Source organism: Chryseobacterium sp. 2P (assembly GCF_059579425.1).
The window spans coordinates 2,173,103-2,187,788 of the sequence record NZ_CM184194.1; the positions used below are offsets into that span (position 1 = coordinate 2,173,103).

At 35.8% G+C, this 14,686-nt stretch carries 15 protein-coding genes; 11 read left to right on the forward strand and 4 right to left on the reverse strand.

The window, feature by feature from the left end:
* Positions 1-176 precede the first annotated feature (176 nt).
* The 4 genes from AC52CF_RS09940 to AC52CF_RS09955 are packed head-to-tail and all read left to right on the forward strand — an operon-like array spanning position 177 to position 2,022.
* Positions 177-644, forward strand: coding sequence for a pyrophosphohydrolase domain-containing protein (locus AC52CF_RS09940; protein WP_087710124.1), 468 nt, complete (start codon positions 177-179; stop codon positions 642-644).
* 1 nt (position 645) lies between these two features.
* Positions 646-1,212, forward strand: a complete 567-nt coding sequence (locus AC52CF_RS09945) for a TlpA family protein disulfide reductase (protein WP_336734116.1) — start codon at positions 646-648, stop codon at positions 1,210-1,212.
* 3 nt (positions 1,213-1,215) lie between these two features.
* Positions 1,216-1,821 (forward strand): DUF4230 domain-containing protein, encoded by a 606-nt coding sequence (locus AC52CF_RS09950; protein WP_496518127.1) that lies wholly within the window; start codon positions 1,216-1,218, stop codon positions 1,819-1,821.
* 12 nt (positions 1,822-1,833) lie between these two features.
* Entirely contained in the window at positions 1,834-2,022 is a 189-nt protein-coding gene (locus tag AC52CF_RS09955; RefSeq protein WP_496518128.1) for a hypothetical protein, read from the forward strand.
* Between the two features lie 439 nt (positions 2,023-2,461).
* On the opposite strand, the gene leuB is transcribed toward AC52CF_RS09955, so the two are convergent.
* From leuB to AC52CF_RS09975, 4 genes are all read right to left on the reverse strand, one after another.
* Positions 2,462-3,583: a 3-isopropylmalate dehydrogenase gene (gene leuB / locus AC52CF_RS09960; RefSeq protein ID WP_496518129.1), complete on the reverse strand. Its 1,122-nt coding sequence runs from the start codon at positions 3,581-3,583 to the stop codon at positions 2,462-2,464.
* Positions 3,573-4,172 (reverse strand): 3-isopropylmalate dehydratase small subunit, encoded by a 600-nt coding sequence (gene leuD, locus AC52CF_RS09965; RefSeq protein WP_496518130.1) that lies wholly within the window; start codon positions 4,170-4,172, stop codon positions 3,573-3,575. The genes leuB and leuD overlap by 11 nt, the downstream gene beginning before the upstream one ends.
* Positions 4,173-4,503: 331 nt before the next feature.
* Positions 4,504-5,883, reverse strand: coding sequence for a 3-isopropylmalate dehydratase large subunit (gene leuC / locus AC52CF_RS09970; protein WP_496518131.1), 1,380 nt, complete (start codon positions 5,881-5,883; stop codon positions 4,504-4,506).
* Between the two features lie 30 nt (positions 5,884-5,913).
* Positions 5,914-7,077, reverse strand: a complete 1,164-nt coding sequence (locus tag AC52CF_RS09975) for a 2-isopropylmalate synthase (RefSeq protein WP_496518132.1) — start codon at positions 7,075-7,077, stop codon at positions 5,914-5,916.
* Positions 7,078-7,224: 147 nt separating this feature from the next.
* Here AC52CF_RS09975 and AC52CF_RS09980 point away from each other — a divergent pair, with 147 nt between their 5' ends.
* The 7 genes from AC52CF_RS09980 (at position 7,225) to rplT (ending at position 14,617) form a co-directional block, all read left to right on the forward strand.
* Positions 7,225-8,775, forward strand: a complete 1,551-nt coding sequence (locus tag AC52CF_RS09980; protein WP_496518133.1) for a hypothetical protein — start codon at positions 7,225-7,227, stop codon at positions 8,773-8,775.
* A gap of 155 nt (positions 8,776-8,930) precedes the next feature.
* Positions 8,931-10,868, forward strand: a complete 1,938-nt coding sequence (gene thrS, locus AC52CF_RS09985) for a threonine--tRNA ligase (RefSeq protein WP_496518134.1) — start codon at positions 8,931-8,933, stop codon at positions 10,866-10,868.
* 152 nt (positions 10,869-11,020) lie between these two features.
* Positions 11,021-11,521, forward strand: a complete 501-nt coding sequence (gene infC, locus AC52CF_RS09990) for a translation initiation factor IF-3 (RefSeq protein WP_175608770.1) — start codon at positions 11,021-11,023, stop codon at positions 11,519-11,521.
* A gap of 246 nt (positions 11,522-11,767) precedes the next feature.
* Positions 11,768-12,589 (forward strand): alpha/beta fold hydrolase, encoded by an 822-nt coding sequence (locus tag AC52CF_RS09995; RefSeq protein ID WP_116099998.1) that lies wholly within the window; start codon positions 11,768-11,770, stop codon positions 12,587-12,589.
* A gap of 708 nt (positions 12,590-13,297) precedes the next feature.
* A complete protein-coding gene (locus tag AC52CF_RS10000; protein WP_375181491.1) occupies positions 13,298-13,921 on the forward strand; it encodes a hypothetical protein in 624 nt (207 codons plus the stop codon).
* 33 nt (positions 13,922-13,954) lie between these two features.
* Positions 13,955-14,152, forward strand: a complete 198-nt coding sequence (rpmI, locus tag AC52CF_RS10005) for a 50S ribosomal protein L35 (RefSeq protein WP_076390550.1) — start codon at positions 13,955-13,957, stop codon at positions 14,150-14,152.
* Between the two features lie 120 nt (positions 14,153-14,272).
* Positions 14,273-14,617: a 50S ribosomal protein L20 gene (rplT, locus tag AC52CF_RS10010; RefSeq protein WP_029293267.1), complete on the forward strand. Its 345-nt coding sequence runs from the start codon at positions 14,273-14,275 to the stop codon at positions 14,615-14,617.
* The last annotated feature ends 69 nt before the right edge of the window (positions 14,618-14,686 follow it).

Sequence of the window (14,686 nt, forward strand, 5' to 3'; positions counted from 1 at the left end):
TATGAAAGAAAAAGCATGATCTATTCCTTGACTTTTGAGATTCTTCACTCCACTTTTTAACGATGTTCGTAGACTTTCAGTCTATGTTCAGAATGATATCATTGTGTAAAAAACCTAAGCCCCAATTCTTAAAATCTAAAACCCAATTGTTATCTTTGCCTAAATAAAAAATATTCATGGATAAAATTGATAGTCTGAACCAGGTAGCAGAATTCCACACCACCTTTAAAGCCCCTATTTTAGATACCCCTCAAATTCCTTCACCGGAAAGATGCAATCTGAGAGTTGAACTTCTTCAGGAAGAACTGAACGAACTGAAACAGGCAATTGCAGATAATAATATCGTAGAAATTGCAGATGCTTTATGCGATTTGCAGTATGTTTTAAGCGGAGCGGTTCTGGAATTCGGACTTGGCAGCAAATTTGTAGAGTTGTTCAACGAAGTTCAGCGTTCCAACATGTCGAAAGCCTGCGATAATGAAGAACAGGCACAGGAAACGGTAGAATTTTACAAAGCAAAAGACGTAGAATCATTTTATGAAAAATCCGGCGAGAAATTCAATGTATACAGACAGGCAGATCATAAAGTCCTGAAAAACAAATACTACTCTCCTGCCGATTTAAAGACAATTATTGAAAAATAGTATGAAAAAATTTATTACGAATTGTATAGCTGTTTCAGCTCTATTCATGGCAACTCAACAGCTTACTGCACAAAAAGTGGTTGTAGGACGTGAAGTTGAAACCACTGCCGACGGAAAAATGCTTTTGGGAAATCAGCTCAAAAGTAAATTTCTTGAAGCTCCTTATTCTGACTGGTATGTGAAAGAGCATGATGAATATGCTTTGGATCAGAAAGCGATCGGAGAACTTAAAAAAGCCAAGATCAATACTTACAACATTACGGTTTTCATGGGAACATGGTGTGAAGATTCTCACAGAGATTTTCCGAGACTGATGAGGATTCTTGAGGAAGTAAAATATCCGGAAGGCAAACTTACCATTATTGCCGTAAACCGTAAAAAGGAATCTCCTAATGGCGAAGAAAGCCTTTTTAACATCCAGAAAGTTCCTACGATTATTGTTCAGAAATACGGAAAAGAATTAGGAAGAATTATCGAAATGCCTACATCCGGATATATCGAAAGAGATTTGGTAGAGATCCTGAAAAAAGATGACAGTTCTGTAATTAAAGAAATTTTTGGTAAATAAGGTTTGAGAAATAGTAAAGTTTTAATATCGTTTTTGGCGGGGGCTGCACTGGTAACGGTTTTGTTTTTCAGTTTAAAGTCATGCTTTAATCTTAGTGAAAAAACTGAGAAATCAGATTATTATATTCTGACCAATCAGATTTCGAAAATGAACAAAATGGTCGTGCTTGAGCAGAATACTTCTTCCATTCAGAAAACCAAAATGGGCTATGAATTTTTAGGCAAAGAAGTTTCCAGCAACAGCATCATTACCTATACCAAAACGAACGCACAGGTTTCTTATGATCTTAACAAGATGAAAATGGAGGTAGATTCGATCAATAAAAAGTTAGTGATTACCGAACTGCCCGATGCGGAAATCAGAATTTCGCCAAATGTGGAAATTCAGTCGATGGACGATTCTTTTTTCAACAGAATTTCCGAAAAAGACATTAAAAACGTAACGCAGAAAGCAAAAGATACCGCTGTAAAATCCATCGATCAGAACAAGCTGAGAACGGAAGGAAGACAACAGCTAATGGAAAATCTTAATAATATTTTTGTTTTGGCAAAGGCTTTGAATTACACCATAGAGGACCAGACCGGAAAGCTGGGCATTTTAGGACTATAAAATTTAAAAGCTATGCATTCAGAAGAAAAAGAAAAACAGGAATCTGCAAATTCTGCGGAAACCAAAAAGCAAAATCAGGATTTTCCAGACATTCCTGCTTCATCAGAAAAAACAAATCCGTCGGACGTGGATAAAGAAGACATTCAGAAATCTTCTCAAAACAACAAATCCGGAAAAACGGATAATACAGACGAAAAATAAAAAGGTTCTGCTCAATGAGCGGAACCTTTTTTAGAAAAAAACACAAATAAAAGTCAAATATGTAATATGAACTACAACGGTCAATCTGCTCCGCTTGTCAACTACCGTAACTATTTGGCTGTTGACTTACGGAAGCAAAACTGACATATTTTTCAATGATTATCTATTATTAATCATAATTTTAACACAAAGTCCGCAAGGTTATTTTAAATACTAAGTGCTTTTAAGATATACAAAGGCGTAAAACTTATTGAAGTAATACCATTTTTGTCTTTTTTAAATAAACGAAGTGCCTTTGTTTAGCTTGCAAACTTTCAATAAATAAAAAAAATCTTTTGTTTTTCTTTGCGATAAATTGATATAATACTATAAATCAATTTTTAAATTTATTTCCTATCCCGAACTGAGGTTATGATTAATTGCAGACAATTAATATTTTTTAAACAATAGTTGATTTTCCGAGCTTCACATTTTCAAAATTGTAATACGATTTCTCGGAATATTTAATATAATCTGCGATAAAACTTCCCACTTCGCTGGTGGAATAAGGCTGCTCAGAATTCAGATCCACCGTAACATATTTATTTTCAATAGCATATTCTACAGATTGTCTCAATTTTTCTGCTGCCTGCTCAAGCTTTAAATAATCGAGCATCATTGCGGTACTTAAAATGGAAGCAACAGGATTCGCAATTCCTTTTCCTTTTGCCTGCGGATAAGAACCGTGAATAGGCTCAAACAAAGCATTTTCATTTCCAATGGAAGCCGAAGGAAGCAAACCGATAGAACCGCCGATTACACTCGCTTCATCCGAAATAATATCTCCGAACATATTTTCAGTAACAATCACATCAAAATGTTTAGGGTTTAAAATTAACTGCATTGCCGCGTTGTCCACAAACATAAAATCAAGTTCTACATCGGGATAGTTTGCCGCAATTTCTTTGCAGACCTTTCTCCATAATCTCGAAGTATCCAAAACGTTCGCTTTATCAATTAAAGTTAACTTTTTTCTTCTTTTCTGAGCCTCCTGAAAAGCCATGTGAACAATAGGTGCGATTTCATCACGGTTGTATTTACAGATATCATACGCATAACCCGCCTCTTCATCCGTAAATTTTTCGCCAAAATAAATTCCGCTCACCAGTTCCCTGAAAATCTGGATATCCGTTCCTTCAATAATTTCCCTTTTCAAAGGACTTTTTTCAATTAAAGAAGCATACGTCTTCAAAGGTCGGATATTTGCAAAAAGCCCCAATTCTTTACGAAGTTTTAGCAACCCCTGTTCCGGACGTACTTTGGCATCCGGATTATTATCGAAAGAAGGATCTCCGATCGCCCCGAAAAGCACCGCATCAGACGCTTTGCAGATCTCCAGTGTTTCATCCGGCAAAGGATTTCCAGTCTTATAAATCGCTTCCGCTCCCATCAATCCGTATTTAAAATCAAACTGATACTGGAATGCTTCCGCAATGGAATCTAAAATTTTAATACTTTCTGCAACCACTTCCGGCCCGATTCCGTCTCCCGGAAGCACTGCAATTTTAAAATTAGTTTTCATACACTTTTTGTGTTTTTAGTTCGAATTGTTCAATCGCCTGTTTTCTGCTGATTAAAAAATCAATATCATCATACCCATTCAGCAGACATATTTTTTTATAAGAATCTATTTCAAAACCTTCCGTTTTATCATTAAAGGTAATGGTTTGTTTTTCAACATCTACCAAAATTTCTTTTTCAGGATTTTCAGTAATTTCCTTTAAAATTTCTTTCAAAAATTCCTCAGAAACTTTTACAGGCAATAATCCGTTGTTTAAAGCATTGCCCTTAAAAATATCCGCAAAAAAACTTGAAACAACCACCTTAAAGCCATAATCCGTTAAAGACCATGCGGCGTGTTCCCGACTGCTTCCACAACCGAAATTGTTTCCGGCAACCAGAATTTCACCGCTGTATTTTGCGTTATTCAGGACAAAATCAGGATTAGGTTCATTCGTATGAACATCGTATCTCCAGTCTCTGAAAAGATTTTTGCCAAAACCTTTTTTATCAATACTCTTTAAAAATCTCGCCGGAATAATCTGGTCCGTATCTATATTTTCTACAGGCAAAGGAATTGCTCTGGATTGTATAATGACTAATTTTTGCATTTTTTTTGAGCCAAAATAGTTTTAATTATTGTTTTTTTCTTTTTCAGGAGCTATTTCCCGCTATCCACTCATACTCCTCGCTCCCTTACTTTTGCCTTCGCTTGCTGCGGGGTAACCGTTTCTATCGGGGCTAAAAAAGTGAATGGTTAATTTCACTTTGTGAGTCAACAGTCAATTTCTAAAATTCACTATTCACTATTGACAATTCACTTTTAAACTTATGTGCTCTTTTTTCCATTTAAGTATTAAGCTTAAAAAAACTAAAGTGTTTAAATCTTTTGCGTCTTTTGTGGTAAAAAATTTAGACAAGTTTTAAGTAGATTCATCTTCATCAGTTTTCAAAGACGGAAATTCTTCCTTCCACAGCAACTTTTGCGGCCGTCAATGGACTTGCCAGAATCGTTCTCGCACCTTGTCCCTGTCTTCCCTCAAAATTTCTGTTCGAAGTAGAAACACAATATTCCCCTTCCGGAATTTTATCATCATTCATCGCTAAACACGCCGAACATCCCGGCTGTCTGATCTGGAAACCCGCTTCATTAAAAACCGCATCTAAACCTTCTTCAAAAATCTGTTTCGCAACCTGTTGAGAACCCGGAACAAGCCACGCATGAACGTGATCCGACTTCCTTTTTCCTTTAACATAATTTGCCGCAGATCGGAAATCTTCAATTCTCGCATTCGTACAGCTTCCGATGAAGACATAATTCACTTTAATATCAGAAAGAGCCTGTCCCGCTTTCAAACCCATATATTTTAAAGCCTTCTCTTCAGATTCGTTCTGAGGATTCGGGATATTCTGACTGATGGAAATTCCCATTCCCGGATTAGTTCCATACGTTACCATCGGATAAATTTCCGAAGCATCGAAAGAAAATTCAGCATCAAAAACTGCTCCTTCATCGGTTTTCAAAGTTTTCCAGTATTCCAGTTTTTCTTCCCATTCCTCGCCTTTTGGTGCGAAAGTTCTTCCTCTTACGTACTCAAAAGTTGTTTCATCGGGAGCAATCATTCCTCCGCGGGCGCCCATTTCGATGCTCATATTACAAACCGTCATTCTGCCTTCCATCGACATTTCTTCGAAGACATTTCCGGCATATTCGCAGAAATAACCTGTTCCGCCGTCAGTTCCCACTTTTGAAATAATGTACAAAATCACATCTTTGGGCTGAACATTTTTATTTAACTCACCATTTACGATAATTCTCATCGATTTGGGCTTGTTCAGCAGTAAACACTGGCTCGCAAAAACCTGTGCCACCTGACTTGTTCCTATTCCGAAAGCAATAGAGCCGAATGCGCCGTGCGTAGAAGTATGGCTGTCTCCGCAAACGATGCTCATTCCGGGCTGTGTAACACCTAATTCCGGAGCAATGATGTGAACAATTCCCTGATACTGATGTCCTAAACCATACAATTCGATGTTGTTTTTCTTACAGTTTTCCGTTAACTGCTCCACCTGATTTCTGGAGGATGCATCGCGAATCGGCTGATCCTGATCCAGAGTCGGAACATTATGATCCGCAGTCGCTACAATCTGTTTCGGTCTGAAAACTTCCAGATTTCTCGCTTCCAGTTCCGCAAAAGCCTGTGGACTGGTTACTTCGTGGATGAGATGTTTATCAATATAAATAATCTGAGGTCCGTCCGGAATCGTCTCTACAACGTGTGCGTCCCAGACTTTATCAAACAATGTCTTTTTTGTGTTCATTTTAATTTATGTAATGAAGAATCAATTCTGTTACCCTATTTTTCTTGTCACTTTTTCGATCATTGAACTTAAATCGTCATTATTGACTTCTTTTTTACCGTCAGCAATTTTCAAAAACTCCTGATACAGAAAATCCAATTCATTTTTAGTAACTTCAAAACCAATATGTTTAAATCTGTATGCCAATGCAGAACGTCCGCTTCTTGCGGTTAAAACAATGGTAGAAGCATTCACACCCACTTCTGCAGGATCAATGATCTCGTAAGTTTCCCTGTTTTTAATAACTCCGTCCTGATGAATTCCGGAACTGTGCGCAAAAGCATTCGCTCCCACAATCGCTTTATTCGGCTGTACCGGCATTCCCATCAATTCAGAAACCAAAACACTCATAGGATTGAGCATTTTGGACTGAACGTCAGTATATAATTCTAAATATGGATGCTGTTTTAAAATCATCACCACTTCTTCCAGTGCCGTATTTCCGGCTCTTTCCCCCAATCCGTTGATGGTGCATTCTATCTGTCTTGCTCCGTTGATGACTCCTGCAATAGAATTAGCGGTTGCCATTCCCAGATCGTTGTGGCAGTGACAGGATAAGATCACGCGATCAATACCTTTTACATTTTCTTTCAGGTATTTTATTTTTGCACCGTACTCTTCAGGAAGACAATATCCCGTTGTATCCGGAATATTAAGCACGGTTGCCCCTGCCTTTATCACTTCTTCGCAAACTTTTGACAGATAATCATTGTCAGTTCTTCCTGCGTCTTCCGCATAAAATTCTACATCTTCCACATACGATTTGGCATATTTTACCGCCTGAACCGCTCTTTCAACAATATCTTCCCTGTTTGAATTGAATTTAAATCTGATATGAGAATCCGAAGTTCCGATTCCGGTATGAATTCTCGGTCTTTTGGCGTATTTTAATGCTTCGGCTGCGGTATCAATATCTTTTTGATTGGCTCTCGTTAATCCGCAGACTTTCGCATTTTTCACTAATTTTGAAATCTCCGAAACCGAATGAAAATCTCCGGGACTGGAAATCGGGAAACCGGCTTCAATAACATCCACTCCCAGTTCATCCAGTTTTTCGGCTATAATTAATTTTTGCTCGGTATTTAATTTACAGCCGGGAACCTGCTCTCCATCACGCAGCGTTGTATCAAAAATTTCGACTTTTTCGGATTTCATAATGAAGTTTTTACTTAATTTTGATTCAAAACTAGAAAGATGAAACGTTTATTCAGTTTCATTTTTTATAAAAAATACAATACTCAAAATATTGTATTTTAATTTCAATTATTTGATTATCATTATTTTAAATTTTAAAAATTTACAATGGCAGAATTGCATAAAGATTTTTTATTCGTACTCATCAAATCACTGACAACTTCAGAAAAAAGGCAATTCACCTTGTATGTAAATCGTCTCGGAATTAACGCGGATGCCAAATTTCTTCTTCTTTTTTCAGAACTGGATAAGATGAAGGAATACGATGAACATATCATCATCAACAAAAAAATTTCGACAAAACAACAGTTATCGAACCTGAAAGCGCATCTTTACAAGCAGATTCTGGTGAGTTTACGAATGAACCCGAGTCATCAGAATTACAGAATTCAACTGCGTGAACAATTGGATTTTGCGAATATTCTTTATCAGAAAGGCTTGTATAAACAGGCTTTAAAAATTTTAGATAAAGCAAAACAGACTGCGTTGGAATTGGATGAAAAAAGTATTGCTTCGGAAATTATCGATCTGGAAAAAGTAATTGAATCCCAGTTCATAACCCGGAGTATTGAAGGTAGAGCCGATGAACTGATCAGGCAGTCTACAGAAATCAGCAAACAGAATCATTATGCGACGGAATTATCCAATCTTTCGCTGAAACTGTACAGTGAAATGCTGACAAAAGGTTATGTAAAAAACGATGAAGACCGTGCCGAAATCATGCAGATATTCAATGCGCAGATTCAGAAAATTAACTTTAAAAAGCTGAATTTTACGGAGAAATTGTGGTATTTTAAAGCGCACGTCTGGAAAAATCAATTGCTTCAGGAATATAAATATACGTTGAAATATGCTTTTCAATGGGTGGATTTATTTCACAAAAATCCTGAAATGATCGTGAGTCATCCCGTTTGGTACATTAAAGGAAATACCTACCTGCTGAAAATCTTATTCCTTTACGGAAATATTGATATTCTTGAGGAAAGTTTTAAAGATTTCAATGAAATTGTTCATTCTTCAAGTTTTGCTCAAAATGAAAATCTGCAATCGCTTATTTTTCTGACGCATTACAATACTTTAATGAACATTCACTTTGTGAAAGGTGAATTCTTTTCCGGCTCGAAATTGATTCCTGAAATCGAGCTGAAAATGGAAAAGCTCCGTGATAAAATTGATGAGCATCATTTCATGATTCTTTATTTAAAAATGGCAGCGATGTTTTTTGGAAGCAAAAAATTTGAGGAATCCATCCATTATTCATTAAAAGTGATCGAATCCAAAGGAAATGTTCAGGAAGATTTACTGTTCCACACCCGAATTTTGATCCTGATGGCGAAACACGAATCCGGAAACGATGAAGATTATGACGAATTTATAAAAGCAACTTTAAAATTCACCAAAAAGATGAAAAAACCGGATGAATTTCATTTTGAAAGCATTCATTTTTTCAAAAACCTGAATAATATAACACCAGACAAACAATTGGAATCTTTCAAAAAATTTGATGAAAAATTAACTCTTTTTTCTGAAAATGAATACTACAGAAGGTCTTTGCTGTACATAGATATTCACGGCTGGGTACAGTCTAAAGTGAGAAATGTGGATGTAATTGAGATTATTAAAGAAAAAGTACGGTACAAAAGAAAACATCAGTCTTAATTTAACCTATTCATAATTAGACCGTTGGTTAAACGTTAATTATTTATGACGGTATTCTGAGATTTTTCGTATTAAATCTCGTCTCAAAAATGCGTGAAAGTAGTATTTTAAATAAAAAATCCGTATTTTTGCATCTTAAAATTTCTTAGTAAACAATGATAAAAATTACACTTCCAGACAATAGTGTCAGAGAATTCGAGGCGGGAGTTACTCCGCTAGATGTGGCAAAATCTATAAGCGAGGGATTGGCTAGAAATACCATTTCCGCAGTTGTAAACGACAAACAAGTAGAGACGACTACACCTATAACCACGGATGCTACGGTACAATTGCTAACCTGGAATGATGATCTTGGAAAGAAGGCTTTCTGGCATTCTTCTGCCCACCTTTTGGCGCAGGCAATCCTTGAATTTTATCCTAATGCTAAGTTAACGATCGGTCCTGCCATCGAAAAAGGATTCTACTATGATGTAGATTTCGGAGACGAAAGTTTATCTGATAAAGATTTCGAAAAGATCGAAAAGAAGGTTTTAGAAAATGCTAAAAAAGGATCTACATTCTCTTTATATCCGGTTTCTAAAGAAGAAGCTTTAAAAGTGTATGCAGACAATCCTTATAAAGTGGAACTTATTTCTAATCTTAATGATGGAGAAATCACTTTCGTGACGCATGATAACTTTACAGATCTTTGTCGTGGAGGGCACATTCCGAACACAAGTATTGTAAAGGCAATGAAGATTTTAAATGCTGCCGGAGCATACTGGAGAGGAAACGAAAAAAATCCTCAGTTAACGAGAGTTTACGGTATTTCTTTCCCGAAACAGAAAGATTTAACAGAATATCTTGAGCTTTTAGAAGAGGCTAAAAAAAGAGACCACAGAAAACTGGGTAAAGAACTTGGAATTTTCGCTTTCTCTGAAAAAGTAGGTCAGGGATTGCCTTTGTGGCTGCCAAAAGGAGCTGCTTTAAGAAAAAAATTAGAGAATTTCCTTTCTGAAGCTCAGAAAAAAGCAGGTTACGAATTTGTAATTTCTCCGCATATCGGTGCGAAGGAATTGTATGTAACTTCCGGTCACTGGGATAAATACGGAGCAGACAGCTTTCAGCCGATTAAAACTCCGAATGAGGGAGAAGAATTCATGCTGAAACCGATGAACTGTCCGCATCACTGTGAAATTTACAAAACTTCACAATGGAGCTACAGAGATTTGCCTAAAAGATATGCAGAATTTGGTACCGTTTACAGATATGAGCAAAGTGGTGAGCTTCACGGTTTAACGAGAGTTCGCGGATTTACTCAGGATGATGCGCATTTGTTCTGTACTCCGGATCAGTTGATGGAAGAATTTAAGAAAACGATTGATTTGGTTCTTTATGTTTTCGGTTCATTAGGCTTTGCTGATTTTACCGCTCAGATTTCTTTGAGAGATCCTGAAAATAAAGAAAAATACATCGGAACCGATGAAAACTGGGAGAAAGCAGAAAATGCAATCGTAACAGCGGCAACGGAAAAAGGACTGAATACAGTAACTGAATATGGTGAAGCTGCATTCTACGGTCCTAAACTGGATTTCATGGTGAAAGATGCTTTAGGCAGAAAATGGCAGCTTGGAACGATTCAGGTGGATTATAACTTACCGGAAAGATTTGATCTTTGGTATACAGGAAGCGATGGCGAAAAGCACAGACCGGTAATGATTCACAGAGCGCCGTTTGGTTCTATGGAAAGATTCATTGCGATTCTTATCGAGAATACAGCGGGAGATTTCCCATTGTGGCTGGCTCCTGATCAGTTCATCATTCTTCCGATCAGTGAAAAATACGTAGATTATGCTAAAAAAGTTTCTCAATTACTGGAAAATCACGATATTAGCGGATTAATTGACGACAGAAACGAAAAGACGGGTAAAAAGATCCGCGATGCCGAATTAAAGAAGATTCCATTCATGATTGTACTGGGAGAAAATGAGGAAAAGGATGGCACAATTTCTGTAAGAAGACGTAGTGAAGGCGATCTAGGAGTAATGAAGATTGAAGATTTCGTTTCTTATTTTAAAGAACAGTCAAAAACAGGATTTGAGTTTAACGCTTAAATCTTAAAGAATATCATTCTGAATAACTGAAAATTATTTTTGTTCAGAATGATGTGTAAAAAATAGAAGTTAACCAATAAAATTATAATACAATAGCACAAAGATTTAACAACAGGGGCCCACAGAGACGTCCGGTACAGGAGGACGCACACTTGATCAACGATAAAATTCGTGTGAGAGAGCTTCGTTTGGTGGGCGATAACGTAGAGCCGGGAGTTTATCCTACTGATAAGGCAAGACAGATTGCGCAGGAGCAGGAATTGGATCTTGTAGTAATCTCCGATAAGGCTGAACCGTTTATTGCAAGGATTCTGGACTATAAAAAGTTCTTATACGAGCAAAAGAAAAAGCAGAAGGAATTAAAAGCTAAGCAGGTAAAAGTAGTTGTGAAAGAAATCCGTTTTGGACCTCAGACAGATGAGCACGATTACGAATTCAAAAAGAAGCATGCTGAGAAATTCCTTGAAGAAGGTTCAAAATTAAAGACCTACGTATTTTTTAAAGGACGTTCGATTATCTTTAAAGACCAGGGAGAAATCTTACTTTTAAAGCTTGCTCAGGAATTGGAGCACGTTGGAAAAGTAGACCAGCTTCCTAAGCTTGAAGGAAAAAGAATGATTATGATGATGAGTCCTAAAAAACCAGCTAAATAATCTACAGCCGGATCTACGGATCTGAAACTAAAATATACAGCCTCAAATTATTTTTGGGGCTTTTATTTTTTATGATTTCTAAATTCATCATTAATTAAAATTCAATATTTTATATTAATTATTAAATATTTTTTAATTTTTACCATAGATCAAGATTATCCATTTAATTTACGACTACATTTGCTTTAGAAAAATAAGATAATAATAAGCTTATTTAAAATTTAATAACAATTAAACAATAAAGCAATGAGTACATTAAAATTAAAAGACGGAACAGAAATTTTTTACAAAGATCAGGGAGAAGGACCAGTATTGATGTTTCACCATGGATGGCCTTTATCATCTGATGATTGGGATGCGCAGGTTATTTTCTTTTTACAGAGAGGTTACAGAGTAATTGCTCACGACAGAAGAGGTCACGGACGTTCCAGCCAGAATATTTATAATCATACGATTGAGCAGTATGCTTCTGATGCGGCAGAATTGGTAGAATTTCTTGATCTGAAAGATGTTGTGCATATCGGACATTCTACCGGTGGCGGTGAAGTGATCCGTTATGTAAACAAATATGCCAACGGAAGAGCAAAAAAAGCAGTATTGATAAGCGCAGTTCCTCCGGTAATGGTAAAAAGCGAAAACAATCCGGATGGCGTTCCGATGGAGGTTTTTGACAACATCAGAGATCAGACTTTAAATAACAGAAATCAGTTTTTTATGGATTTAACGGTTCCTTTCTACGGTTACAACAGAGAAGGTGCCGTAGTGAAGCAAGGTGTACAGACCAACTGGTGGAGACAGGGAATGATGGGAGGAATTGTAGCTCATTATGACGGAATCAAAGCTTTTTCTGAGACAGATTTTACAGAAGACCTGAAAGCTGTAGATATTCCGGTATTGTTGCTGCACGGTGAAGACGACCAGATTGTGCCCATTGAAAATTCCGCTATAAAATCTGCTAAATTATTGAAAAACGGTAAGCTGATTACTTATCCGGGATTCCCTCACGGAATGCCGACTACTGAACATCAGACGATTAATAAGGATCTTCTGGAATTTATTGAGGCTTAATTTTTTCTACATATAAGTAAAGCAGCAATCAGAGTATTTTGGTTGCTGTTTTTTATTAAAAATGATTTCGCCGGAACTTTTCAGTAATTTATTCAAAAATATTTACAAAGTTTGTCATCGTGAAAAGGATTTCAACGAAGCATTGAATACGTTATTTAGATGCTTTCAGCATGACAAATAGTATGAACATTCGTTTACTATTTAACCTCATTTCAGGATAAGAAATAAATTTAATTAATTGATTTATCGCATTATATTAATTTATCGCAAAGAAAAACAAGAGATTTTTTTACTTATTGAAAGTTTGTAAGCTAAACAAAGGCACTTCGTTTATGTAAAAAAGACAAAAATGGTATTACTTTGATCAATTTTACGCCTTTGTATATCTTAAAAGCTGAATTCTTAATAATTAAATCTCCTTGTTTAACGTTGCGTTTAACAAGACTTATTTATTCCCGAATCCGGTTATTTATATTGGGAACTGCCACTCTAGCCCTGATTGTAACGACATCCTTTTTGGTTGCGGGCGGAGCTAAGCGGAGTCCGCAACCAAAAAGATACAGTGGAAAGCAGGAAACAGCTTCAAATAAAATTTATCTCACAAAAACGGTAATATATAAAGCTTCATACACTTCCCTATTCTATTCAAAAAATCTTTTTTAAATATCGAAATTTTTCCGTAATTTTGCGGATTAATAAATAACACAAATGAAAAAAAGTATTATCGTACTGACAGGACTTGTTTTGTCCAGCTTTTTTTATGGTCAAAAGTTTCAAGCTACTCTTACTTTTAAAAATGGAAAAGTAGTAAATGGATTTGCAGATGAATTAGCCAAAGTAAATAAAAAAAATTTACTTGACTATAAAGAATCGAAAGATGGACAAAAACAGCAGGTTTCGTTGGAAGATTTAAGTAAGATCGAATATAGAGAAGGTGATAAAATCGCTTTAGCAGAACCAATATCTATTGTAGAATTTAAAAATGCTAAAAAATGGCTTTATAAAATTTATAGTGGAAAAGTAAATGTTTATACGTTTTCAAATACAAGTATAGAAAGTTCTTTTAGAAATGGAAATTTTTATTCAAATGAAACGCTACAAACAGTTTATGTTTTTCAATATAAAAATGATCCGGGAAATATTGTAACTTCAATAATGGATGCCGGACCTTTAACTGTAAATACTTTTCAAAAGAAAGCTAATGTAAAAATGCTTTTGAATTATTTTAAAGATAAATGCCCAAAAGTAAATGAAGCATATGAAAAAGGTGAAATAGAATTTAAGAAAAATCCTTTTACGTTTGTAGAATACTTTGAAAAAAAATGTAATTAAGATATTGATAACAAAACAATAAAAAGCAAAACAATGCCAAAATTAAAAACGAAATCAGGTGCTAAGAAACGTTTTGCTCTTACCGGATCTGGTAAGATCAAAAGAAAGAACGCTTACAAAAGCCACATCTTAACGAAGAAAGAAACGAAGCAGAAGAGAAATCTTACTACGACTTCTTACGTTGCTGCTGTGGACGAGAAAAGCGTATTGCGTCAATTAGCAATTAAGTAGTTTTTATAAATCTATAGTCGGTTTATAAGAATTCAAACAAATTCAACATTTTAACCCTGAAATGGAGCCACTAAGAGTAATGAAATAATTACCGCACATTTCAAAAAAACAATTTAAATTATGCCAAGATCAGTAAATTCGGTAGCTTCAAGAGCTAGAAGAAAGAAAATTTTTAAGCACGCTAAAGGTTATTTCGGAAGAAGAAAGAACGTTTGGACAGTAGCTAAAAACGCGGTAGAAAAAGCAATGCAATATGCTTACCGTGGTAGAAAAGAGAAGAAAAGAAATTTCAGAGCACTTTGGATCACTCGTATCAACGCGGGAACCAGAGAGCACGGAATGTCTTACTCTCAATTTATGGGAGCTCTTAAAAAGAACAACATTGAGCTTAACAGAAAAGTTTTAGCAGATTTAGCAATGAATCACCCTGAAGCTTTCAAAGCAGTTGTAGATCAAGTAAAATAATGTAAAATTTTTGTTATCAATATAAGTCCCAGGTTTTTTGCTTGGGATTTTTTTATTATTTACATTTGC

Bases quoted from the DNA above. Each gene is read 5' to 3' on its own strand.
- leuB (WP_496518129.1), bottom strand. From the start codon at position 3,583: ATGAAAACTAATTTTAAAATTGCAGTGCTTCCGGGAGACGGAATCGGG.
- AC52CF_RS09945 (WP_336734116.1), top strand. From the start codon at position 646: ATGAAAAAATTTATTACGAATTGTATAGCTGTTTCAGCTCTATTCATG.
- AC52CF_RS09980 (WP_496518133.1), top strand. From the start codon at position 7,225: ATGGCAGAATTGCATAAAGATTTTTTATTCGTACTCATCAAATCACTG.
- rplT (WP_029293267.1), top strand. From the start codon at position 14,273: ATGCCAAGATCAGTAAATTCGGTAGCTTCAAGAGCTAGAAGAAAGAAA.
- leuD (WP_496518130.1), bottom strand. From the start codon at position 4,172: ATGCAAAAATTAGTCATTATACAATCCAGAGCAATTCCTTTGCCTGTA.
- leuC (WP_496518131.1), bottom strand. From the start codon at position 5,883: ATGAACACAAAAAAGACATTGTTTGATAAAGTCTGGGACGCACACGTT.
- AC52CF_RS09940 (WP_087710124.1), top strand. From the start codon at position 177: ATGGATAAAATTGATAGTCTGAACCAGGTAGCAGAATTCCACACCACC.
- thrS (WP_496518134.1), top strand. From the start codon at position 8,931: ATGATAAAAATTACACTTCCAGACAATAGTGTCAGAGAATTCGAGGCG.
- AC52CF_RS10000 (WP_375181491.1), top strand. From the start codon at position 13,298: ATGAAAAAAAGTATTATCGTACTGACAGGACTTGTTTTGTCCAGCTTT.
- AC52CF_RS09975 (WP_496518132.1), bottom strand. From the start codon at position 7,077: ATGAAATCCGAAAAAGTCGAAATTTTTGATACAACGCTGCGTGATGGA.
- AC52CF_RS09955 (WP_496518128.1), top strand. From the start codon at position 1,834: ATGCATTCAGAAGAAAAAGAAAAACAGGAATCTGCAAATTCTGCGGAA.
- AC52CF_RS09995 (WP_116099998.1), top strand. From the start codon at position 11,768: ATGAGTACATTAAAATTAAAAGACGGAACAGAAATTTTTTACAAAGAT.
- rpmI (WP_076390550.1), top strand. From the start codon at position 13,955: ATGCCAAAATTAAAAACGAAATCAGGTGCTAAGAAACGTTTTGCTCTT.